Source organism: Microbacterium sp., from assembly GCF_035277845.1.
In the GTDB taxonomy this organism is placed as follows: domain Bacteria; phylum Actinomycetota; class Actinomycetes; order Actinomycetales; family Microbacteriaceae; genus Microbacterium.
Window position 1 is genome coordinate 1 of sequence record NZ_DATEJS010000142.1, and the last position, 22211, is coordinate 22211.

Annotated in this window: 18 protein-coding genes and 1 pseudogene; 8 read left to right on the forward strand and 11 right to left on the reverse strand. The window is 70.5% G+C overall.

The window, feature by feature from the left end:
* A pseudogene (locus VJR25_RS06000) lies at positions 1–229 on the forward strand (glucose-6-phosphate isomerase); the annotation flags it as partial.
* A gap of 143 nt (positions 230–372) precedes the next feature.
* On the opposite strand, the gene VJR25_RS06005 reads toward VJR25_RS06000, so the two are convergent.
* The 3 genes from VJR25_RS06005 to VJR25_RS06015 all read right to left on the reverse strand — a co-directional run bounded on the left by VJR25_RS06005 (position 373) and on the right by VJR25_RS06015 (position 4174).
* Entirely contained in the window at positions 373–1068 is a 696-nt protein-coding gene (locus VJR25_RS06005; RefSeq protein WP_324113557.1) for a TetR/AcrR family transcriptional regulator, read from the reverse strand.
* Positions 1069–1165: 97 nt separating this feature from the next.
* The gene (locus VJR25_RS06010; RefSeq protein WP_324113559.1) at positions 1166–2371 is read right to left on the reverse strand and encodes a serine hydrolase; all 1206 of its coding nucleotides are present in this window, start codon (positions 2369–2371) and stop codon (positions 1166–1168) included.
* Between the two features lie 45 nt (positions 2372–2416).
* The gene (locus VJR25_RS06015; RefSeq protein WP_324113561.1) at positions 2417–4174 is read right to left on the reverse strand and encodes a biotin carboxylase; all 1758 of its coding nucleotides are present in this window, start codon (positions 4172–4174) and stop codon (positions 2417–2419) included.
* 155 nt (positions 4175–4329) lie between these two features.
* On the opposite strand from VJR25_RS06015, the gene VJR25_RS06020 reads away from it, so the two are divergent.
* From VJR25_RS06020 to VJR25_RS06030, 3 genes are read left to right on the forward strand one after another with little or no spacing between them, the layout of a single operon-like run.
* Positions 4330–5775, forward strand: coding sequence for a ferredoxin reductase family protein (locus tag VJR25_RS06020; protein ID WP_324113563.1), 1446 nt, complete (start codon positions 4330–4332; stop codon positions 5773–5775).
* A 12-nt stretch (positions 5776–5787) separates the two neighbouring features.
* Entirely contained in the window at positions 5788–6285 is a 498-nt protein-coding gene (locus VJR25_RS06025; protein WP_324113565.1) for an FMN-binding protein, read from the forward strand.
* A 10-nt stretch (positions 6286–6295) separates the two neighbouring features.
* Positions 6296–7129, forward strand: coding sequence for an FAD:protein FMN transferase (locus VJR25_RS06030; RefSeq protein ID WP_324113567.1), 834 nt, complete (start codon positions 6296–6298; stop codon positions 7127–7129).
* On the opposite strand, the gene VJR25_RS06035 is transcribed toward VJR25_RS06030, so the two are convergent.
* The 3 genes from VJR25_RS06035 to VJR25_RS06045 all read right to left on the reverse strand — a co-directional run bounded on the left by VJR25_RS06035 (position 7107) and on the right by VJR25_RS06045 (position 10976).
* The gene (locus tag VJR25_RS06035; RefSeq protein WP_324113569.1) at positions 7107–7910 is read right to left on the reverse strand and encodes a class I SAM-dependent methyltransferase; all 804 of its coding nucleotides are present in this window, start codon (positions 7908–7910) and stop codon (positions 7107–7109) included. The genes VJR25_RS06030 and VJR25_RS06035 overlap by 23 nt on opposite strands.
* A 24-nt stretch (positions 7911–7934) precedes the next feature.
* Entirely contained in the window at positions 7935–8867 is a 933-nt protein-coding gene (locus tag VJR25_RS06040; protein ID WP_324113571.1) for a nucleoside hydrolase, read from the reverse strand.
* Between the two features lie 276 nt (positions 8868–9143).
* Entirely contained in the window at positions 9144–10976 is a 1833-nt protein-coding gene (locus VJR25_RS06045) for a DUF2207 domain-containing protein (RefSeq protein ID WP_324113573.1), read from the reverse strand.
* 37 nt (positions 10977–11013) lie between these two features.
* On the opposite strand from VJR25_RS06045, the gene VJR25_RS06050 reads away from it, so the two are divergent.
* Entirely contained in the window at positions 11014–11457 is a 444-nt protein-coding gene (locus tag VJR25_RS06050; protein ID WP_324113575.1) for a MarR family winged helix-turn-helix transcriptional regulator, read from the forward strand.
* Between the two features lie 12 nt (positions 11458–11469).
* On the opposite strand, the gene VJR25_RS06055 is transcribed toward VJR25_RS06050, so the two are convergent.
* A complete protein-coding gene (locus VJR25_RS06055; RefSeq protein ID WP_324113577.1) occupies positions 11470–13332 on the reverse strand; it encodes a peroxidase family protein in 1863 nt (620 codons plus the stop codon).
* Positions 13333–13435: 103 nt separating this feature from the next.
* Positions 13436–14014: a hypothetical protein gene (locus VJR25_RS06060; protein WP_324113579.1), complete on the reverse strand. Its 579-nt coding sequence runs from the start codon at positions 14012–14014 to the stop codon at positions 13436–13438.
* Between the two features lie 167 nt (positions 14015–14181).
* On the opposite strand from VJR25_RS06060, the gene VJR25_RS06065 reads away from it, so the two are divergent.
* Entirely contained in the window at positions 14182–16497 is a 2316-nt protein-coding gene (locus VJR25_RS06065) for an FdhF/YdeP family oxidoreductase (protein WP_324113581.1), read from the forward strand.
* Positions 16498–16667: 170 nt separating this feature from the next.
* On the opposite strand, the gene VJR25_RS06070 is transcribed toward VJR25_RS06065, so the two are convergent.
* The 3 genes from VJR25_RS06070 to VJR25_RS06080 form a co-directional block, all read right to left on the reverse strand.
* Positions 16668–18164, reverse strand: a complete 1497-nt coding sequence (locus VJR25_RS06070) for an L-serine ammonia-lyase, iron-sulfur-dependent, subunit alpha (protein WP_324113583.1) — start codon at positions 18162–18164, stop codon at positions 16668–16670.
* Between the two features lie 36 nt (positions 18165–18200).
* Positions 18201–18698 carry a hypothetical protein gene (locus VJR25_RS06075; protein WP_324113585.1) on the reverse strand — a complete coding sequence of 166 codons (498 nt, stop codon included), beginning with the start codon at positions 18696–18698 and terminating at the stop codon, positions 18201–18203.
* A 94-nt stretch (positions 18699–18792) separates the two neighbouring features.
* Complete coding sequence (locus tag VJR25_RS06080) at positions 18793–19158, reverse strand: methylmalonyl-CoA epimerase (protein WP_324113587.1); 366 nt, start codon at positions 19156–19158, stop codon at positions 18793–18795.
* Positions 19159–19319: 161 nt separating this feature from the next.
* Here VJR25_RS06080 and VJR25_RS06085 point away from each other — a divergent pair, with 161 nt between their 5' ends.
* On the forward strand, positions 19320–20090 hold the full coding sequence (locus VJR25_RS06085) for a metal-dependent hydrolase (RefSeq protein WP_324113589.1): 771 nt from the start codon (positions 19320–19322) through the stop codon (positions 20088–20090).
* Positions 20087–22207: a prolyl oligopeptidase family serine peptidase gene (locus VJR25_RS06090; RefSeq protein WP_324113591.1), complete on the forward strand. Its 2121-nt coding sequence runs from the start codon at positions 20087–20089 to the stop codon at positions 22205–22207. Before VJR25_RS06085 ends, VJR25_RS06090 begins: the two co-directional genes overlap by 4 nt.
* Positions 22208–22211: the final 4 nt, after the last annotated feature.

Genomic DNA, 22211 nt, shown 5'->3' on the forward strand with positions numbered 1-22211 from the left:
CGCCCTCACCCCGCGCGTGCTGGGCGAGCTGATCGCCCTCTACGAGCACATCACCTTCACGCAGGGCGTCGTGTGGGGCATCAACTCGTTCGACCAGTGGGGCGTCGAGCTCGGCAAGCAGCTCGCCCTGCAGATCGCCCCGGCGATCGAGGGCGATGCGGATGCCGCCGCCGCGCAGGATGCCTCCACCCAGGCTCTCCTCGCCTACTACCGCGCCCACCGTCGCTGACCGGCGCCAGCGGATCCGGCTGCACCCGCCGCGTCCGCGGACGGGGCATCCGTGTCCTCGCCTGCCGTCGGAGGATCTGAACGGCGCGCCGCCGCGCGACCGGCGGGTCGCTCAGATGCTCCGGCGCCCGGCCACCGCGTCCGTCACTCCCCCACCTGCGTGACGAGGTCCAGCAGGCTGCGCAGCGGGCCGCGCACGAGGGGCATCCGCGTCAGCGGCAGCCCCAGCTTCAGCAGCTTGAGAGACTGATCGAGCAGCGTGCCCGTGCGCTTCTGCCCGGCGGAGCGGTCGTAGCTCCAGTACAGGCCGAGCAGCAGGTAGCCGAGCCAGAGGGCGTGCGGCATCCGCGTCGCGAATTCCGGCGGCAGCGGGTTCTTCGCACCGTCGACGGCCTCGCGGAAGAGGCCGACCGTGATGTCGCGCGCGGGCCCGGACTCCGACGACAGGGGGTTCAGCGGCGACTCCGGCGCGATCATCACGGTGAGGAACCCCGGCGCATAGGCATGGAACGAGCGCAGCTGCTCGAGGCCGGTGCGGAACACGATCCCGAGCCGCTCGACCAGATCGGCCTCGCCCGCGAGCAGCGGCAGCGCCGCGGCGCGGTGCGCCTCCTGCACCTCGACGTAGAGCTCCTGCACGAGGTGCGTCTTCGTCGGGAAGTAGTAGTACGCGTTGCCGATCGAGACGCCGGCGTCCGCTGCGACTTTGCGCATCGTCGTGGCATCGAACCCGTTCTCGCGGAACGAGCGCAGGGCGGCGTCGCGGATGCCGGCCCGCGTCCGCGCAGCCTTCGGCGTCAGGATGGCTGCCGTCGATTCCGGTTCTTCATTTTCGAACACGTTCAAAAGGTAACATCCCGAACTCTCCGACGCCAGACGATGCGAAAGGCCGGCCCCCGTTCAGCGGGACCGGCCTTCTCGACGTGGACCGCGAGTGTCAGCTCAGCGCGAGAGCTGCCGCGTCGAACGCGGCGATGGTCGACAGCAGCTTGTCGCCGTCCTGCGGCGTCGGCCAGGTCGACACCTTGGCGGCGACGACGCGGGCGGCGCGGTTGATGTAGATCATCTGCCCGTGGATGCCGAGCGCGAGGAACACGTCCGAGCCGGCGCGCGGGAACCAGAATCCGTTGCGGTACATGCCGCCGTCCATGAGCGTGGGCTCCGGGGCGTTGGCGAACGCGGCGCGCGAGTCGAACGCGCCCATCGTGGTGTCGGCGACCCACCAGCCGGGCAGCACGGGCACGCCGTCGAGGGCGTATCCGTCGCGCAGGAACAGCGATCCGAACCGGGCGAGGTCGCGCAGCGACGCCGAGACGCCGCCGTCGAGCATGGGCGCGCCGACGCGGTCGACCCCGACGTGCGCGTCGAACTCGGCGCCCATCGGCTGCCACAGGCGCGTGGCCATCACGTCGGCCGCATTGATGCCGGTGGCCCCTTCGAGCACGAAGCCGAGGGTGTCCGTCTCGCACGATTTGTAGTCGAACCGGCCGCCGTGGGGTCCGTCGGCGCGCAGTGACGCGAGGAAGCCGAGCAGGGTGAGTGGAACGCCCTCGTGCCGGCGCGGCGCCCAGTCGATGGCCTCCTCGAGCAGGCGCACCTCGGCGGCGTCGTCGAGGTAGTCCTCCGAGAAGTGGATTCCGGTGCGCATGTCCATGAGGTGCTGCACGCTGGCGCCCACGTAGCCGGACCCGGCGAGCGCGGGAACGTAGTCGGTGACCAGAACGGACGGGTCGAGTTCCCCGGTGCCCTCGAGGATGCCGGCCGTCGCGGTGGTCAGCGACTTGCTCACCGACATCAGCAGATGCACGCTCTGCGGCGAGAACGGCTCGCTGTACGACTCCGAGACGATCACGCCGTCCTTCGTGACGATGACGCCGTCGGTGTCGGTGGCCGCCATCACCTCGGCGAAGGTGCGGGCCTCCCCCGTCCACGGGCGCGGCACCGAGAGCGCCGACAGGTCCTGCGGCGCCTGCCCGAACGCCGTCGCGCGCACACCGCGCGCGATGGGGTGCACCGGCAGGAAGCTGGCGATGTTCTGCATCGACCAGGCCAGGTAGCCGGCGGTCTGCCACTGGTCCAGAGGCGGCCCGGCAGGCCGGGAAGCTTTGCCGCCGATCACATCGATCTCACTCGTCGTATACATCTCTACTGCTGTTCGCGCGCCCACGCACGCGTCGTCGTCCTCGGGTCAGGAGCCTTTCGCGGCCGATGGCGTGGGCTGGGATGCCGGGCTCTCCAGGGGCGTTGCGGCATACATCCCTCGGATGGAGTCGATGAAGTGCGTCGCGCGGATCGTGAGCCTGTTGCCCGGAGTCTGCAGTCGCCCCTTGGTGACCAGGATACCGAGGTCGGCCCCCTTCCACCGGTAATCCCCCGGCCCGTAGACCCGCAGGAAGAACGCCTCCCCCTCGTTGTTGATCTGATGCCAGTCCGACTCCCCGTTGGAGAACACCAGCGCACCGTCGTGGTTGATGACGTAGCGGCCCGTCGGCGGAGCCGCGTTGATGAGCTCGACCGACGGCAGCGTGTGCTTGATGATCATGGTCGACCACTCGTCTTCGCTCGCCAGCTCCTCCCAGCGCGCGTTGATCTCCGCGACATCCAGATCGAAGTCGACCCCCGAGTACTCCAGCAGGTGGAACACGAACAACGGCACGTCCGCGTACGCCCCCGCCGTCACGTTCGTCGTCGCGGACGCCCCCGAGATGCGCGGATTCAGCTCGCCCAGGTACGCCTCGCCGGTGTCGGTGTCCACGAGCACGTCTACCTCGAAGAACCCCCGGTACCCCTCCTTGCCGAGCGCACCCCCGAGCCGCTCCACCAGGTCGGTCGCCTTCTTGCGTGTCGCGTCGTCCAGCACGTCCGGGAACATCTCGTTGCCCGCCCAGCCACCGCGATACGGCGTGAGCGCCTTGTGGCCGGTGATCTCGGTCATGCACGGACCCACCACGGTGCCGTGCCGGGTCAGCACCGCCTCCACCGCGATCGGACGGTTGTTGATCCGCTTCATGATCTTGATCTCGACCCCGGTCACCTCCCCGGCGATCTTCGCGAACTCCTCCTCGCTCGTCACGAAGAACGTCGTCTTGCCGGAGTCGCCGTACGCGGTCTGCAGCACCAGATCCGTGCCGAGCTTCGCCTTCTTCGCGACCGCGACGACATCCGCCCACGACTCCACCGTGGTCAGCACGTTCGGCACGCTCGCCACCCCGACCGAGTCGCCCAGCTGCGTGGTCACGATCTTCGAGTCCAGACGCTCCCGCAACTCCGCCGACGGCAGGATCAGGTCGTAGCCGAGCTCCTCGCAGATCTCCTCCGTCTCCTTGTCGAAGAACACCATGGCGATCTGCGGGCGGATCCCCGGAGGGGTGCGCCGCGCGATGTGCGCACGCACCTCCGGATTGCGCAGCAGCCAGTTGTTGATCTCCTCGCCCGACTCGAACTCGATGTACGGCTTGTCGATCGGGCTGAACACCCGCGGGTGCGACCGCTCCCACGAGTCGTAGTACACGACGTACGAGAACCCCCGCACCCAACGGTCCAGACCCAGCAGATTGAACGCGGTCGCCCCCACGAAGAACACCGGCTGCTCGCTGGTGCGGAAGTAGTGCCGGATCTCCGACATGTTGTGCAGGGCGTGCTGCTCGCCCGTCTTCTTGGCCCGACGCGCATTCGCCGTCCGCCGACGCGGCGCCGGCTTCGCAACCGCCTTGGCCGCGGGTTTCACCGACACGGGCTTCACCGGAACCCGCTTGGTCGCTCTGGCCGCACGGACGGCCGGCTTGACCACGGGAACGGCATCGGGCACTGCCGGATCGGCAGCCGACGAGGCGGCTGCTTGCACGGTGGATGCCTGCACCGCGGATGCCTCGGCGGCCACCGGGGCGTCGACGACACCATCCTCGGGACCGGCATCCGTCGTACGAGCTGAAGACTTTCGCGCCATTGTGAAACCCCGTTTCAGACTCAGGTGCGGCAATCCTGCCACACCTGGACCCCGACCGTCGGCCCAACCCGGATATCCGATGTGAATCCTATGAACACCGGCCCGCGAGCCGCATTCTCAGTCCTGTCTTGGCTTCATCGCCCCACCATCGGTACATGACCTCCTCCGCCGACCCGTTGCGCTCACGCCGCGGGACGACCACGCGGCCGCCCGCGGTCGCGACCACACCTGCCGCTGCCGGTGCACGTTCCACGACGCAGTCCTGGAACGTCGTCGCCATCACGGTCATCTGGCTCACGAGCCTGTTCGTAGTCGCACTGTGGGTGCACGGCGGCGGCATCCAGACCGTGTTCCGGCTGAATGCCGACACCCTCGACACCCTCGGTCGGATCACCGGCCTCGTGTCCGCGAACCTGCTGCTGTACCAGGTGCTGCTGATGGCTCGCGTGCCCGTGTTCGAGCGCGGCTTCGGTCGAGGGGCGATCACCCGGATGCACCGCATCGTCGGCCTCTGGTCGTTCTGGCTGCTCGTCGCGCACCTGCTCCTCATCACGCTGGGCTACGCATCCGCGGTCGGCCTCAATCCGCTCGTGCAGCTGTGGCAGCTGATCTGGGACTACCCCGGGATGTTGCTCGCCACCGCGGGGACCGCGCTGCTGATCCTCGTGGTCGTCACCTCGATCCGACGCACCCGCGCGAAGCTGCGGTACGAGTCCTGGCATCTTCTGCACCTGTACGGGTATCTCGGTGCGGGCCTCGCCATCCCGCACATGCTCTGGACGGGCGCGGACTTCCTCTCCTCCCCGACGGCGACCGTCTACTGGTGGACGCTGTGGGCGATCACGGCGGCCGCCGTGATCGTCTACCGGGTGATCGTCCCGCTCGTCCGCTCGGCGCGGCACACCGTGCGGGTCGCCTCCGTCCAGCGTGACGGCGCGAAGGGCGTCACCGTGAGGATGACCGGCCGGGCACTGCACCGCCTCCGGGCCGCCCCGGGTCAGTACTTCGTGTGGCGGTTCCTCGATGGACCGGGCTGGACGCGTGGCAACCCGTTCTCGCTGTCGGCGGCGCCGAACGGCGACGAACTCGTGATCTCGGCGCGGCTGGTCGGTGACGGCACCTCCCGCCTCACCGCCCTGCGCCGTGGCACCCGGGTGATGTTCGAAGGACCGTACGGCGACATGACCGGCGAGCGGCGCCGAGCGCATCGACTGCTGATGATCGGCGCCGGTGCCGGCGTCGCCCCGCTGGTGGCCCTGCTCGAGGGCGAGCGGTACGCTCCGGGTGAAGCGATCCTCATCACCCGCGACCATGCGACCCACGATGCACTGCGCTCGAACGCGATCGCCCGGCTGGTGCAGCGCCGGGGCCTCGTGCACTACGCCCTGGACGGTCCGCGCGCACGCACCGGCTCGACCTGGCTGCCGGCATCCCACGGCGAATGGAACGGTGCAGACCTGCTGCGGTACGTCGCCGGCGAACTCGGCGATGTCGATGTGTACCTGTGCGGGCCCACCCCGTGGATGGACGTGCTGATGGCGGACGTGCAGGGCGCCGGCGTCGCACCCACCCACATCCACCACGAATCGTTCGAGATCTGACCTGGAGAAACCATGAAGAAGATCGTCATCGCCATCCTGGCGACAGTCTCCGGACTGGTGTTGCTGTTCAGCTACCGGACCTCGCTCGACCAGTCGATTCCCACCGCGGCAACCACCCCTGCCGGCGGAGCCACGGCATCGACCGGCGGCACCCCTGCGAGCACGCCCTCCGCATCGGGGCCGAGCAGCTCGGCATCCACGCCCAAGCCGACGGCGAAGCCGAAGTCCGGGCTCAAGGACGGCACCTACACCGGCCAGGCCGTGGACACCCAGTACGGACCGGTGGAGGTGCAGATCACGGTGTCCGGTGGCAAGATCACCTCCGCCAGCGCCCCGCAGTATCCGCAGGGCTCACCGCGAGACCAGGAGATCAACGCTCAGGCCATCCCGATGCTCGTCGCGGAGACGACGCAGGCCAGTTCCTCGAACATCGACATGATCTCCGGCGCCACGTACACGTCGGAGGGTTACATCCAGTCGCTGCAGTCCGCGCTCGACCAGGCGAAGTGAGCACACGGCCATGAGCTCCGGCATCCGCTACTCGCGCATCGCGCATCTCATGGGCACCGTCTTCAGCGTGCACGTGATCGGCGCCCCCGACCGGGGGCGGCTGCCCGCCGACGTCGACGCCGCGATCGACCGGGCCTTCGCCGACCTCGCGGACGTCGAGCGCGTCTTCTCCCCGTTCCGTGCGGACTCGGACGTCAGCCGGCTGCGCGACGGGCACACCCGGCTGGGTCATCTCGACCCCCGCCTGGCCGAGATAGAGATGGCGTGCCGCGACCTGGCGCTCAGCAGCGGCGGACGGTTCTCCGGCTGGCGCGACGGCTGGTTCGACCCCACCGGCTACGTGAAGGGCTGGGCGACCGAGCGGGCGGCGCGCGCCCACCTGGCGAGCCTCACCGAGCTCGACGGCGTGATGGCCGTGGGCCTCAACGCTGGCGGAGACATCCAGGCGTTCACCGCACCGGAATCCGACCACGCGTGGCGGATCGGCATCGCCGATCCACGGCATCCGGGATCGATCCTCGCGACCGTCGAGCTGCGCGACGGCGCCGTCGCCACCTCGGGCATCGCCGAGCGCGGCGCCCACATCACCGACCCGCGCACGGGCCGGAAGGCGGTCGAAGTGTTGAGCGCGACGACGGTGGCCGACGGACTGACGGATGCGGATGCCTGGGCGACCATCGCGGTCGTCGCCGGCACCGACCTGTCGTGGGTGACGGACGCGCCGCTGCGGTCGGGCCTGATCGTCGGCACGGACGGCACAGTGCGCCGCTTCGCCGCCGGCGTCGAACTCGCCTGCGCCGACCCGTTCACCACCGCTGCGCTCAGCTGCGCGCGAGCGCGGTGATCGCGACCGTCGCGACCGACAGGGTGAACCGTCCACCCGCGGCATCCGTCGCGTCGCGGACACCGGCGAGCACGTCGGCCTGCGCCTGCTCCGGCATCCGGCTGAACCCGCCGAACGTCGGCACCATGTCCAGCCACCGTTCGGTGTCGACCTCGGTGGTCCAGTCGAACCGCCAGCGCTGCGGGTCGGTGTAGCGGCCGGATGCCGCGAAGCCCTGCTCGGTGCGCTCGAAGATCGCCGTGTACGCGTCGAGCGCGGGGGCGGCGAACGGCGTGAACGGCAGCCCGGTGTCCGCGGAGCGATACACGTCGGCGAACTGCTCGGCCAGCGCACGGGGCGGTTCGGCGATGTTCCAGAACACGACGATGCGTCCCGCAGGACGGGTGGCATCCGCCGCCTTGTCCGCGCCGGCGACGGGGTCGATCCAGTGCCAGGACTGCCCGGCGATCACGAGGTCGAACCAGCGGCCGGCGGGGTCCCAGTCCTCGAACCGGCCGTCCTCGATCGTGAAGCCGCGCCGCCGCGCGATCGCCGCCATCTGCGGGTCGGGCTCGACGCCCGTGATGAGGTAGCCGAGGTCCGCGAAAGGCTGGGCGGCGATCCCGGTGCCGATGCCGACGTCGAGCACCTTGCGCCCGTAGGTGGTGCGCCGGACGGCGTCGACGAGCGCCTGCGGATAGTGCAGGCGGGCCCGGTCGTAGCGGTCGGCATCCGCCCCGAACGACGTGGCGACCTCGCGCGCTTCGTGGCTGAGGGGCTCGTGCGGGTCAGGCGTGGTCACGCCAGGAAGACTACCCGGCGGAGGTCACGCGAGCGCCCGCACGGCATCCTCGATCAGCGCCCAGAAGCGCGGGACGTCGAGGTCCAGGGCCACCGTCGCGTTGTGGGGCCGGTCGAGCCGCTCGAGCAGGTCGACGCTCGTGGCGCCGCGCGTCTCGGTGCCGGAGAGCTCCACGTCGAGGCGGGTGAGCACGGTGGTCGCGACGGCCGGGTCGGCGAGCATCGCGATGGTGATCGGGTCGTGCAGCGGACCGTCGGGCATCCCCTCCGCCTTCTCGTACGTCGAGCAGAAGAACTCGAGGAGCTCCCGGCCGAACGCGCCCGTGCGGGTGCCGGTCGCCGAGATGCGCTCGCGCACCTCGGCGGTGATGAGCGCCTGGTGCGTGATGTTCAGGCCCACCATCGTGAACGGCACCCCGCTCGCGAGCACGATCGCGATGGCCTCCGGGTCGGCCCATGCGTTGAACTCGGCGTACGGCGTGACGTTGCCGCGAGAGGTCGAACCGCCCATCCAGACGATGCGGGAGATGCGCGCGACCGTCTCCGGTGCATCGCGCAGCAGCAGCGCGACGTTCGTCAGCGGCCCGGTCGCGACGATGGTCACGGCCTCGTCCGCGGCATCGATGACGTCGCGCATCAACTGCTGCGCGGTGCGGTCGTCGAGGGGCACGGTCGGCTCCGGCAGCACGGGGCCGCCGAGGGCATTCGGGCCGTGGATCCAGTCCGCAGGGTGCAGGGGTCCCGCCAGCGGATGCGCCGCCCCCGCCGCGATCGGGATGCCGGACACCCCCGCGACGGTGCAGGCGACGCGCGCGTTGAAGGTGGTGTGCTCGAGCAGCCCGTTTCCGCCGACCGTCGTGATCGCGCGCAGGTCGATCTGCGGGTGCGCCGCCGCCAGCCAGATCGCGAAGACATCGTCATGGCCGGGGTCGCAGTCGAGGATGATCGGCGTCGTCACCAGGGCAGGATACCCATCCGGATGCCGCGACCCGCACAGCCGCGACGTCGGCGCGCAGGAGTCTGAACGCGAGCTATGACGCCGGGATGAGGGTCGAAAGGATGCCCCTCCCCACTACCGCTCGTTACCGTTTCGTTATAGAGTGATCACACGGCGACCGAATGCTGTGGCGGTCTCCGAAATGTGATTGCAGGACTACTCCTGGTGCAGGGTTGGGCCGGTCGGAAGCCTCTCCGACCGGCCCATGCTGCGTCTCCGGGCAGGTCCGCCGACGGGTCACACTCCGCCGCCGCCCCCGCCTCCGCCGCCGCCCCCGGCGGATCCCCCGCCCCCGGCACCGCCCGTCGACGACGAGCTCATCGCGGCCGCGGACAGGGCCACGACTCCCGCACTGAACGCGTCCGCATCGAACGCCCCGCCGTTCAGGCCGGAGTACCAGACCGGCGCGACACCGGCCGCAGCACTGTAGACGGCCAGCTGCTTCGCCCACTGCTTCTCCTGGCCGAACACGACCGCGTACGGCAGCAGCGTCTCGTACAGCCTCAGCATCTGCCGCGGGTCGGCGGCATCCACCGGCGCCCGCTCGGCGCCCTGCGGCGACTGCAGCATCCGGATGCGGTCTTCCTCGGCCCATTCGATGAACATGCGCAGCCCCGCGAGGTGCTCCTTGGCCTGCACGCCCCGGGCGGTGAGCGGGCGGTGCGACAGCAGCGCCGCGATCGCGACGACCGCCGCGACCGACACGAGAAGCGCGTAACCCAGCGGCCACGGTGCGACGAACGACGCCGTCGCCGCCACGAACGATCCGACGGCGCCGGCCACGCCGAGCACGCCGAGCACGATCGGCCAGGCTCGGGCCGTGCGGGGCACCGGGGCGAAATAGCCGCGGGCACGCAGGTCCTTCGTGATGCTCGACGTGATGGACGACGCCCGGCTCGCGAAGCGCTTGTCGGGCTTGCCGAACTCGAATTCGGGGCCGCGTTCGAAGAGGGCCCCGAGCACCAGCTGCCCGTCCGCATCCGCCCGAGACCCGTCGACGAGCTGGGCGGCGAGCTTCGGCTTCCCGGTGAGCGACCGGCCGGTCTCGACGAGCCGGATGCTGCCGCCGATCGCCTGCTCGAGGATCTCCGCCGGCACGGCCTTCTGCTGCTTCGCCAGCAGCAGCGCACCCTCGAGCCCGTCGACACCGGGCGGCGGGGTGTACTCCGGGATGATCGTCCCCCGTCCCGGGGCATCCCGCAGCAGGCGCCGGCGGGTGCGGACGGCGAGCGCCGCCCCGACGAGGCCGAGAAGCGCGGCGACGAGCGTGAGCCAACCCCACGGCGACGCGAACGGCGACGTGTCGAACGGAACGAAGGTGCCCTTCCGGAAACCGATCGCGATCGTCATCGTCTGGCGCGGGGGCACCGGACCCACGGAGGCCTCGAGCACGCCCCCGTCGTCGGTGATCGCGCACCGCCGCGTGCTGCCCTGCGGCCCGATGTAGCAGCTCTGCCTGCCGTTGCGGGCGGATGCCGCATCCCCCGCCACGTGGACCGTCGCCGTGACGCTGCCGAACTGCTGAGGCCAGTCGACGCCGTTGACGTCCCAGTAGAACTCGTCGTCGCCGGTGTCGGCGAAGGTCCGGGTCACATGCACGAGCGTGTACGTGAACACGAAGGTCTGCCGACCGTGCAGGTACCCCGGCGAACGCGACGTCATCGTGTAGCTGCCGTGCGCGGTGGCGACGCTCGCCGGCCGCGGGTCGCCCGCGCCGTCGGTGATCGACACCAGGTGGGGCCGAAGCGGCTGGCCGTGATTCGCGTCGGGGATGGCGCGGCGCATGCCGTGGTTCTGGTCGCTGTCGGGGAAGTCGGCGACGAAGGTCTCGACGACCCTCAGCGTGCTCGTGCCGTCGCGCTCCCGGCCGAGCGTGTAGTCGACCGCCAGGCTCTCGAAACGGAAGTCGTCGACGCCGCCGGGCACCGCGCGCACCGCCGGCACCCCGGAAACGGATGCCGCCATCGCGCCGGATGCGGTCGTCGTGGCAGCGGTCGCGGGAGGCGCTCCCGCGCCGATGATCGCCGCCGCGGTCAGCACCGCGATCACGGCCGTGCGCCAGTTCCTCATGGGTCCACCCTATGAACGCGCCCGGTAGGGTGAGGACATGACCGACCGTCGCCTCGCCATCGACGCGTGGGAGAGCCTCTTCCGCGCGCAGCACGAGGTGCTCGCGGAGATCTCGGCGGATTTCGACACCGGCGTCCTGTCGCAGGCGGAGTACGACGTGCTGCTCACCGTCGTGCGCGCCCCCGGCATGACGGCACGGCTGCGTGACGTCACGGCGAACATGCTGATCAGCCAGCCGAGCGTGTCGCGCCTCATCGACCGCATGGTCGCATCCGGCCTCATCGACAAGTGCGCCGACCCCGACGACGGGCGCGGCGCCCTCGTGCGGGCGACCGACGAGGGGGCACGCCGCTTCCGCACCATCGCGGCCGTGCACGGACGCGCGATCGCGGAGCGGATGGCGGTGCTCGACGACGGTGAGCTCGAGACCCTGCAGGAGCTCACCGCCAAGCTGCGCTGCCCGCGCGACCCCGACTGCTGAGGCGCGTCGCCCCTACGCCCCCGCCCGCTTCCAGATGCCGAACGCGTTGGGCAGCTCGGCGACGTACGGTGCCAGTCCGGGGCAGTTGCGCGCGAGCACGGTGGCCATCGTGTTGTCGCGCACCCAGGCCATCCCCTCCGGGGTGTAGACGTCATCGGTGAACGCGTCGGTGAAGAAGCGGTCGCTGTTCAGCCGACGCGACGCCATCAGCACGAAGATCCGGAACGCCGTGTCGCTGAACGCGAACCCCTCGGGGAGGTCCTCGGACATGACGCCCGGGATCAGGTCGAGGTCCTCGATCCTGCCGTCGTAGACCTCGGCCATCTCCGCTGCCCACTGCTTGTTGCCGGTGACCTGGTCGAACGTCTCCGGCACGGTCAGGTGCAGCAGGCGCCGGAACTCGCAGTAGCGGGGAACGCCGAGCTCGCGGCAGCGCGTGATGTCGAGCGCCGCCATGTCCATGATCTTGCCGTCGGGACGCGTGTACATCTGCAGTCCGCGCGGGAAGTTGTGCAGCGTCACGAGCCCCGGGTTCATCGTTCCGAACGTGTACAGCAGGTCGGTCAGCGACACGGTGCGCAGGATCGGCACGGCGTGCGGGCCGGTCAGCTCCGTGAACTGCTTCGCGCCGATCGTGGGCGAATCGTCGGCGGCGGCCCGGAAGTCGTAGTCGTCCGGCACGAGCGGATGCATCCGGTAGACGGCGACGAATTCCTCGGTGAGCGCGTACGGCACGCCGTAGTCCTCCGTGTCGGTGCCCGGAATGCCCCGGATGGCCTCGTTCTTCGAGAACGCCGCCACGAAGTCGTGCAGCTTCTCCCCCACGAGCCCGTACCAGTTCACGTGCAGTGCCTCGGCCGCGGTGGGATGCGCGGTCACCGCCGGCGTCCACTCGACCGTGTGGATCTTGGCGATGAGCGCGCACACGACGAGCCGGGCCTTCTGGAACAGCGTCTCGTCGTCGAACTCCGGGTGGGCGGCGGCGAGGTGGTCGGCGACGGCGTTGTGCTCGTGCGTGAACAGCGCCTGCATCATCCCGAGCCCGAGCCAGAAGCCGGGCACGCGGGTGGGGTCCGCCGCCGGGTCGTCCGGGATCGGCGGCAGACCGTCGACGAGCCGCATCCGACCGCCTGCGCCCTCGCGCAGGAACCTCTGCGAGGCGAGGTCGTTGCCGTAGATCGAGGAGCCGTCCCACCAGTGCGTGTTGGTGTTGACGAACGTGCGCGGGCCCGTGGCATCCGGCGGGGACGTCGGGTCGTCCGGCACCCGCATCACCTGCACCGGCGGATCGGGCCACGTGTCGCCCTCCACGGGCGGCATCACCCACGGGTGGTCGGTGGGACTCGTGCCGTGCCGGAACCAGTCGTGGATCATGAACTGCAGCCAGGACGCGATGATCGCGTTGCCGGCCGTCGCCGCGTTGAGCGTGTCGCGGGTCATGAGCTTGAGGCTGATCTCGCGCGGGTTGGGCGTCAGCATGCGGTCGTCGTCGCGTTTCGTGTCCTCGAGCGGGACGTTGCGGCCGAAACGCGTGTTCGCCATACCCATCTCGGGATGCTCGAGGTCGTTCCAGCTGCCGTCGGGGGTGCGCTCGGTGAGGAAGCGCTCCTCGAACGGCGGTGCCGTGGTCGGGTTCACCGCGGGCAGGCGGCTCGTATCGTACAGGTTGTGCTGCCGCAACGTGTCGCGGATGCCGATCAGCTGGGCGAGCCCGAGTACCTTCGGCAGCTCGTACCACGGCTTCTCGCGCGACCAGTCGTCGGTGACGTGGTCGTACCAGCGCTGGAACGCTCCCGGGTGCTCGGGCTCGTCGGCCGTGCTCTCGTAGCCCGGCAGCGGCTCGGATGCCGGTGCGGTGTCGGTTGTGGTGGGCACACTCTCGTTCTGGGGTTCCATGGTGCACTCCTCTCGCCAAGAGGAGCGCGCCATGGCATCCCTGATACGTCGATCCGGAGGATCGGCGACGAGCGACCCGGGGTCAGACCGTCAGCTTCCAGCCGAGGGAGAAGTCGAACGCGACCGCGACCATCAGGTACATGAGCCACACCCCGGTGACGATGTGCCAGAAGCCGAGGGCGCGCTCGCCGAACGTCATCCCGATCGAGGCGAAGAAGTCCGAGAGGTAGATGAGCGCCAGTCCCAGGAACAGCAGGCCGACCGGCCAGTCGCCGGCGACGAAGAACACCACCAGCCCCACGACGGAGATGATGAAGAACGCGACGGACATCCCGGCGTTCGGTCGCGGGTCGTTGCCGCGGTACCGGTTGTAGCCGATCGCGAACCAGTGGATGCCGTACGCCGAGAAGGCGAGCGCGGCCATGTAGAGCGGTGCTCCTTTGAAGACCTGGAACCAGGTCAGGCCGATGAACAGGATGATTCCGGTCACGAACTGACAGAATCCCGGCAACCAGATGCCCCAGATGCCCGTGGCACGGTCGACCCGCTCGTCTCGCGCGGGCCACCCGAACAGCTCTTGCGGGCCGTAGATGAGGTAGCCGGTGCCGAGGCCGAAGAAGCCGAGGGCCAGTGGGGGGAACATCGATACTGCGAACTGCATGATGAACCTTCTTCGATCAGACCCCTCCTCCTCCATGGTGCATCCGTTGCGACCCGGTGGGCGCGAAATCCGCAGGTCAGAGCACCCAGGAATCCCGGGGTTGTATCCGCGCCCACTCCGGCGTATGCCTGAAAGCAGCCACGGTGAGTGTGCGGAGGAAGTGCGCCATGTCGAGTGAGCCGATCAGCAGGGAACGGAAGATCGACGACCAGGAGGACATCCGGATCGCCCAGCCGAAGACGTGGGCCGCCGGCATACCCGGCATCCTGCATTCCGTCGGTCCGGCGGCGCGGGAGATGGGTGTGGGGCGGGCGGCGAAGCTGCTCACGTCGATGAACCACAAAGACGGGTTCGACTGCATGAGCTGCGCCTGGCCGGACCCCGATCATCGCAAGGTCGCGGAGTTCTGCGAGAACGGGGCGAAGGCCGTCACCTGGGAGGCGACGCCGATCACGATCGCGAGCGAGTTCTGGGCGGAGCATCCGATCCCGGTGCTGCTGGAGAAGACCGAGTACTGGCTCGGGATGCAGGGCCGCCTGGTCGAGCCCGTGTACAAGGCCGCCGACAGCGACGTCTACACGCCGATCGGATGGGACGAGGCCTTCCGCCTCGTGTCCGAGAAGCTGCGGTCGCTCGACTCCCCCGATCAGGCCGCGTTCTACACGAGCGGCCGCACCTCGAACGAGGCGGCATTCGAGTACCAGCTGTTCGCCCGGGCATTCGGCACCAACAACCTGCCCGACTGCTCGAACATGTGCCACGAGTCCACGGGAGCGGCCCTCGGCGAGGTGATCGGCGTGGGCAAGTGCACGGTCACGTACGACGACTTCGCCAAGGCCGACCTCATCATCATCATGGGTCAGAACCCGGGCACGAACCACCCGCGGATGCTGACCGCCCTCGAGGAGGCGAAGAAGGCCGGCGCATCGATCGTCGCGGTGAACCCGCTGCCGGAGGCGGGTCTCATGCGGTACAAGAACCCGCAGAAGGTGAGCGGCTGGGTCGGCAAGGGCACCGGCCTCGCCGACGAGTACCTGCAGATCCGCCTCGCCGGCGACCAGGCCCTCATGCAGGCGGTCGCCAAGAGGGTGCTGGAGGCCGAGGAGGCGAACCCGGGCACGGTGCTCGACCACGACTTCATCGACCGGTACTGCGCGGGCTTCGAGGAGTACGCCGCGCACGTGCGGTCGCTCGACGACGTGGAGGCGCTGCGGGCCACCGGGCTGACCGCCGGAGAGATCGGCGGGCTGGCCGATCGGTACATGCGCGCCGATCGCGTGATCATCACGTGGGCGATGGGCCTGACGCAGCACAAGCGCGCGGTCGCCACGATCAAGGACATCATGAACCTGCTGTTCCTGCGCGGGAACATCGGCCGCCCGGGCGCCGGCGCGTCGCCGATCCGCGGGCACAGCAACGTGCAGGGAGACCGGACGATGGGCATCTGGGAGAAGATGCCCCCCGCCTTCCTCGACAAGCTGCAGGCGGAGTTCGGCTTCGACCCGCCCCGGGAGAACGGCGTCGACAGCGTGGACGGCATCCGCGCCCTCATCGACGGGCGCCTCAAGGTGTGGATCGGGCTCGGCGGCAACCTGGTCTCGGCCGTGTCCGACACCCACGCCGCCGAGGAGGCGATGCGCAAAGCCGAACTCACCGTCCAGATCTCGACCAAGCTCAACCGGTCGCACACCGTGGTCGGCCGCGAGGCCCTGATCCTGCCGACCATGGGCCGCACCGAGATCGACCTGCAGGCGAGCGGTGAGCAGTTCGTCTCCGTCGAAGACACCGTGTGCGCGGTGCATCCGTCCTGGGGCAAGGTCGACCCGGTGGCGCCCGGCCTGCTCTCGGAGGTCGCGATCGTCAGCAGGCTCGCCCGCGCGACCCTGGGCGACAAAGTCGACGTCGACTGGGCCGGCTTCGAGGGCGACTACGACCTCATCCGCGAGCACATCGCCCACGTGTGCGCCGGATGCGACGACTACAACCGCAAGATCCGTGCCAAGGGCGGATTCGTGCTGCCGCACGGGCCGCGCGATTCGCGCACGTTCCCGACCCCGACCGGCAAGGCCATGTTCAGCGTCAACGAACTCAAGGTCGTGGAGTGCCCCGAAGGGCGCTTGCTGCTGCAGACGGTGCGCGCGCACGACCAGTTCAACACGACGATCTACAGCCTGAACGACCGCTACCGCGGGGTGAAGCAGGGCCGGGACGTCGTCTTCGTGAACCCGCTCGACATCGCCGAGCTCGGTCTGCAGGACGGCGACCGGGTCGACGTGCACAGCGAGTTCAGCGACGGCGTCGATCGCGTCGTGCGCGGATTCCGGCTCGTGGCGTACCCGACCGCCCGGGGGTGCGCGGCCGCCTACTTCCCCGAAGCGAATCCGCTCGTGCCGCTGGGGGCGACGGCGGAGGTCAGCAACACCCCGGCGTCGAAGTCGGTGGTGATCCGCATCCAGCCGGCCGTGAACGCCGCCGCGGCGTGAGGACGCAGCATCCACCCCACCGCGAACCCTCACCGGATTACGCGAACCCTCACCGGAATATGCGGCAGAGCGCTATTTCGGTGAGGGTTCGCGCACTTGGGTGAGGGTTCGCGCACTTGGGTGAGGGTTCGCGGTGACAGGGAGGGGGCGGGCTGAGACGGCGGTCGCGGTCAGCACTCGATGACGTTGACGGCGAGGCCGCCTTCGCTCGTCTCCTTGTACTTCGTCGACATGTCGATGCCGGTCTGGCGCATGGTCTCCACGACGGCATCCAGCGGCACGTAGTGCGAGCCGTCGCCGCGCAGGGCGAGGCGCGCTGCGGTGACCGCGGTGGATGCCGCGATCGCGTTGCGCTCGATGCACGGGATCTGCACGAGACCGCCGACCGGGTCGCACGTGAGGCCGAGGTGGTGCTCCATCGCGATCTCGGCGGCGTTCTCGATCTGCCGGTTGGTGCCGCCCATCACGGCGGTGAGGCCGCCGGCGGCCATGGCGCAGGCCGAGCCGACCTCGGCCTGGCATCCGCCTTCGGCGCCGGAGATCGACGCGTTCGCCTTGAACAGCGAGCCGAGCGCGGTCGCGGTCAGCAGGAAGCGCCGGATGCCCCGGCGGCGATTGGCCTCGGCGAGCTCGTCGGGGTCGTCGATCGCACCGACGGCGACGAGCGATCGCTCCGCCCCGAACCCGAGAAGCGCCGATCCGACCAGCTCGCCGTGGGGGGTGACCGCGTTGCCGACGCCGAGCCCGGAGTCGGCGAGGAAGCGCCACCAGTACATCGCGACCGCGGGAAGGATGCCGGCAGCGCCGTTCGTGGGCGCCGTGACCACGCGCCCGCCCGCGGCGTTCTCCTCGTTGACGGCGAGCGCGAACGCGCCCAGCCATTCGCCGGGGAGCTCACGGTGCCCGTGCGATTCGACGCCCTCCAGCTGCGTGCGGATCACGGACGCGCGCCGCTTCACCTTCAGGATGCCGGGCAGGGTGCCGTCGGTGTGGAGTCCGGCCTCGACGCAGGTGGACATGGCGTCCCAGATGCGGTCGAGGCCCGCCGCGACCTCCTCCTCGCTGCGCAGCGACTCCTCGTTGCGGCGCGCGGCTTCGGCGATCGTCAGCCCTTGCTCGTCGCACAGCTCGAGCAGCTCTGCGGCGCTGTCGAACTGCAGCGGGAACGGATGCTTCGCCACCTGCGCCTGCTCGCCCTCGCGACGGATGAAGCCGCCGCCGATCGAGTAGTAGGTCTCGGCGATGAGCGGGATGCCGGCGGCATCCTTCGCGACCAGCGACATGGCGTTCGGATGGCCGGGCAGGCGCGTGCGCGGGGCGAACGCGATGTCGTCCTTCGCGAACGGCACCGGGTGCGTACCCCCGAGGATCAGCGGATCGCCGTCCGGCCAGGCCTGCCAGGCGCGACGCACGTCGGCCGGGTCGCACGTCTCGGGTGCGAGACCCTGCAGGCCCGCGACGACGGCGTCGGGCGTGCCGTGGCCGAGCCCGGTGGCGCCGAGCGACCCGTACAGGGTGCCCTCGACGCGGGCGACGGTGGAGATGATGCCGGCATCCCGCAGGCGCGCGACGAAGTCCGCCGCAGCGCGCATGGGACCGACGGTGTGGGAGCTCGAGGGTCCTACGCCGATGGAGAACAGCTCGAACGCCGAGACGTAGGCGCTCATGCTTCCAGCGTAGGACCCTCCGGGCGCACCCCGGCTCTACGCGGCGCGGGTCTGCCCGCCCATCGCCGTCTTCATCGCCTGGTCGTGGACCGCCGTCAGGGCGTCGGCGGCGCGCAGCTGCTCCCACGCCTGCGCGGTGGCTTCGAGCGTGAACGCGAGGCCGGCGGCGTACGCGACGATCGACTCGTCTCCCTGGTACCACGGGTGCGGGTCGGGGTCGGGGAAGGGGAACGGCACGGGGATGTGCGGGAATTTGCGCGGCGGCGGGCAGATGTCGTCGCCCGGCTCGAAGGCGACGCCGAGCAGCTGGGCCGTGGATGCGGCACGCACGAGTTCCACGGCGACCCCCGCGCCGTAGCGCATGGCGCGGCGCTCCGCGCCGAACCGCGCGCCGCCGTCGACGGGCGGCAGCGGCTGCGGGTTGAGTGCGGCGAGGCTTGCGCGCTGCCAGGGCGCTCCCGGTCCGCCGTCGACGATCTCCCAGATCGCCGGATCGATCCTCGCGATGATCGCGATGAGGCTGTTGCTGAGCATGACGAATGGTCCCCCCGATGGTGTGGGCGCCGTGGGCGCCGCCCGCTGGATGCGGGTCACGGAGAGGAGCCGGCAGTGCCGGGCGGTGATACGCCTACGTCCGCTGGAACGACACCAGACCGACCGTGTTGCCCTCGCTGTCGCGGATGAACGCCTGCCACTCGTCGTGCCCGGCAGGCCCGAGCGTGTCGTCGTCGTGGTGGAAGATCACGTGCGGCTCGGAGACCACCTCGAAGAGACCCGCGAGCCGCTGCAGTGCGGCGCGCACGTCATCGACGTGCAGGTAGACGAGCGCGCTCGGGGCGTTGCGGTCGAGCAGCAGGCGGACGCCGTCGAGGTCGAAGAAGAGCAGCCCGGGCGGGTCGTAGACCGCGCTCGGCTCCCGGCCGAGCAGGGACCGGTAGAACGACGCCGCACGGTCGAGATCCGCGGCGTGCTGCGCGATCTGGACGAGTCTCATGGCGGCGTCAGCGGACCGGGGCCGCGGAGATGGTGGACATACCCCGAGCATGACAGAACCGGCGCTCGCTTTGACCCCACCGTCGCGACCCGGCATGCTGGACCGGCTGAACCTGTGCCCGAGTCGCGCGGTACGAGCACTCGACGAAGGGCCGACAGCTCATGATGGGCACCTCCCACGCGATCAGCGGCGCCGCCGCATGGATCGCGGTCACCGCCACCGCGGTCCCCGCCCTCGGGCTGTACCCGCTGACGCCGGGCGCGGTGCTGGTGGGCGCAGCGGTGTGCGCGGGCGCCGCGCTGCTGCCGGATGCCGACCACCACAACGCCACCATCGCGCACTCGGTTCCGGTGCTCGGCCCGGCGGTGGCGGACGCCGTCGAGACGGTCTCCGGCGGGCACCGGCACGGCATGCATTCGCTCCTGGCCGTCGCCGGCACCCTCGCGGCCGCGTTCGGGCTGGGGATGCTCCGCTGGACGCCGACCGGATGGGACCACAGCCTGCAGATCGGCTCGGCGCTCGCCGTGATGGCGTGCACCGCCTTCGCCCTCAAGGTGCTCACCCTCGTCCGCTCGTGGCTGCTCGCCTGGATCCTCGGCGCTGTCGTCGCGGGCGGCATCCTGCTCTGGGCGCCGGAGCAGTTCGGCTGGCTGCCGTTGTGCATCGGACTCGGGTTCGGCGTGCACCTCGTCGGCGACGCGCTCACCATCGAGGGCGTGCCGCTGCTGTGGCCGCTGAACCCGCGGCCGCCGGCGCTGCTCGCCGAGGTTCCCGTGCTGCGGGCGATGTGGAAGCACAACGGGTACCTGGCCGTTCCCGTGCTCGGCCACGCCGGGTCGGTGCGGGAATGGCTGCTGATGCTGGCGCTCGCGGCCTACGCGGTCTGGGGCATCGCCGCGGCAGCATTGCTGCTCGTAGGCTGGCGGGCGTGACTCAGCCCAGCGCCGCGCCCGCATCCCCGCTCGCCGAAGAACCCACCGACCCCTACCTGTGGCTCGAGGAGATCCACGGGCCCGAGGCTCTCGCCTGGGCGGCCGAGCGCACCACCGCCACCGAGACGCGGTTCGCGTCGACCTGGCGCGGAGACCTCGAACGGCGTCTGCGCGGCATCCTGGACGATCCGCGCCGGCTCGTGGTGCCGTCGCGCCGCGGCGACTGGATGTACAACTTCTGGCGGGATGCCGAGCATCCGCGCGGACTGTGGCGCCGAACGCCCCGGGCGGCGATGCGCGCCGGCGCGCCGCAGTGGCAGGTGCTGCTCGACGTCGACGCGCTCGGTGCGGCCGAAGGCGTCGAGTGGAGCTTCGCCGGGACGGTGCACGGCCCGGCCGGGTGCGGGCGGGCGCTCGTGAACCTCAGCCCGGACGGCGGCGACGCGCACGTCGTCCGCGAGTTCGATCTGGATGCCGCGGCCTTCGTCACCGACACCCCGTTCGCCCTCGACGTGCAGAAGTCCCGTGTCGCCTGGATCGACCGGGACACGCTGCTGGTGGCATCCGCGCTCGACGGCGGCGGCACCACGGACTCCGGATACCCGATCTCGGCACGCGTCTGGCGGCGTGGCACGCCGCTGCGCGATGCCCCCGTGGTCGTCGAAGGCGTGGCCTCCGACGTGGGGGTCTTCCCCGCGGTGGACCACACCGGCGGCGGCGCGACCGCCGTGGTCGAAGTGGCGCACGACTTCTTCCACTTCGAGAACCACGTCTGGGATGCCACCGATCCGGCGGCCGTCCCGCAGGTGCTCGACCTGCCCCAGGATGCCCACGTGTCGCCGCACGGCGGACTCATCGCGGTGCGGGCGACGACCGACGCGGTGATCGGCGGCGCCCCGGTTGCGGGCGGAACGCTGCTGGTCGGCACGCTCGCCGACGTGCACGCGGGGCGCGCCCTGACGCCGGTGTTCGAGCCGACCGCCACCCGCGTGCTCAGCACCTGGACCTGGACGAAGAACCGCCTTGTGCTGACCGTGCTCGACGACGTGCAGTCGCGGCTCGTCGCGCTCGACCCGGCCGAGGGCTGGGCGGCGACCCCGCTCGATCTCGACCTGCCGGATACCGACGTCTACTCGATCGACGTCGCCACCCGGGACGCCGACGAGGACGACGAGCTGTGGGTGGTGGCTCGCGGGTTCCTCACCCCCGCGACGCTGATCGTCACCGACGCAGCGACCCCCGATGCGCAGGTGGTGGCATCCGCCCCGGCGTCGTTCGACACCACCGGCCTCGCGGCATCCCAGCACTGGGCGGTCTCGGCCGACGGCACCCGGGTGCCGTACTTCGAGGTCGGCCCGCGGGTGCGGGACGGGGTCCTGCCGGTGCTGATGAGCGGCTACGGCGGGTTCGAGCACGCGCTCACGCCGGAGTATCCCGCGATCGTCGGACCGGCATGGCTCGAGGAGGGCGGCGTGTTCGTCGTCGCGAACATCCGCGGCGGCGGCGAATTCGGGCCGGCCTGGCACCTGGCCGCGCTGCGCGAGCACCGGCACCGCGCGTACGAGGACTTCGTGGCGGTCGCCCGGCACCTCGTCGCGCGCGGAGTCTCGACGCCCGCGCGGATCGGATGCCACGGCCGGTCCAACGGCGGCCTGCTCGTCGGCAACATGCTCACGCAGTACCCCGACGACTTCGGGGCGATCGTGTGCGGGGTGCCGCTGCTGGACATGCGCCGCTACACCCGGCTGTCGGCCGGGGCCAGCTGGATCGCGGAGTACGGCGACCCGGACGTGCCGGAGGACTGGGAGTTCGTGCGCACGTTCTCGCCGTACCACCTGGTCGATCCGGATGCCGCGTACCCGCCCTCCCTCATCTACGCCGCCACGAGCGACGACCGTGTCGGCCCGGTGCAGGCCCGCAAGATGGCGGCCCGGCTCGAGTCCGAGACGGATGCCGAGGTGCACTACCTGGAGCCGGCCGACGGCGGCCATGCCGGATCGATCGACAACGCGGCGACCGCGGCGCTGCATGCCACGATCCACGCCTTCCTGCGGGAGACCCTCGCCCTGCCCACGATGGGCCGCTCCGCCCGCCGGGAGCCGGGCCACCGCCGTTAGGGTG

What these genes read in the sequence shown, in the direction of transcription:
- VJR25_RS06010 (WP_324113559.1), bottom strand. Translation starts at nt 2,371, where the DNA reads ATGTATACGACGAGTGAGATCGATGTGATCGGCGGCAAAGCTTCCCGG.
- VJR25_RS06015 (WP_324113561.1), bottom strand. Translation starts at nt 4,174, where the DNA reads ATGGCGCGAAAGTCTTCAGCTCGTACGACGGATGCCGGTCCCGAGGAT.
- VJR25_RS06020 (WP_324113563.1), top strand. Translation starts at nt 4,330, where the DNA reads ATGACCTCCTCCGCCGACCCGTTGCGCTCACGCCGCGGGACGACCACG.
- VJR25_RS06025 (WP_324113565.1), top strand. Translation starts at nt 5,788, where the DNA reads ATGAAGAAGATCGTCATCGCCATCCTGGCGACAGTCTCCGGACTGGTG.
- VJR25_RS06030 (WP_324113567.1), top strand. Translation starts at nt 6,296, where the DNA reads ATGAGCTCCGGCATCCGCTACTCGCGCATCGCGCATCTCATGGGCACC.
- VJR25_RS06045 (WP_324113573.1), bottom strand. Translation starts at nt 10,976, where the DNA reads ATGAGGAACTGGCGCACGGCCGTGATCGCGGTGCTGACCGCGGCGGCG.
- VJR25_RS06050 (WP_324113575.1), top strand. Translation starts at nt 11,014, where the DNA reads ATGACCGACCGTCGCCTCGCCATCGACGCGTGGGAGAGCCTCTTCCGC.
- VJR25_RS06060 (WP_324113579.1), bottom strand. Translation starts at nt 14,014, where the DNA reads ATGCAGTTCGCAGTATCGATGTTCCCCCCACTGGCCCTCGGCTTCTTC.
- VJR25_RS06065 (WP_324113581.1), top strand. Translation starts at nt 14,182, where the DNA reads ATGTCGAGTGAGCCGATCAGCAGGGAACGGAAGATCGACGACCAGGAG.
- VJR25_RS06070 (WP_324113583.1), bottom strand. Translation starts at nt 18,164, where the DNA reads ATGAGCGCCTACGTCTCGGCGTTCGAGCTGTTCTCCATCGGCGTAGGA.
- VJR25_RS06075 (WP_324113585.1), bottom strand. Translation starts at nt 18,698, where the DNA reads ATGCTCAGCAACAGCCTCATCGCGATCATCGCGAGGATCGATCCGGCG.
- VJR25_RS06080 (WP_324113587.1), bottom strand. Translation starts at nt 19,158, where the DNA reads ATGAGACTCGTCCAGATCGCGCAGCACGCCGCGGATCTCGACCGTGCG.
- VJR25_RS06085 (WP_324113589.1), top strand. Translation starts at nt 19,320, where the DNA reads ATGATGGGCACCTCCCACGCGATCAGCGGCGCCGCCGCATGGATCGCG.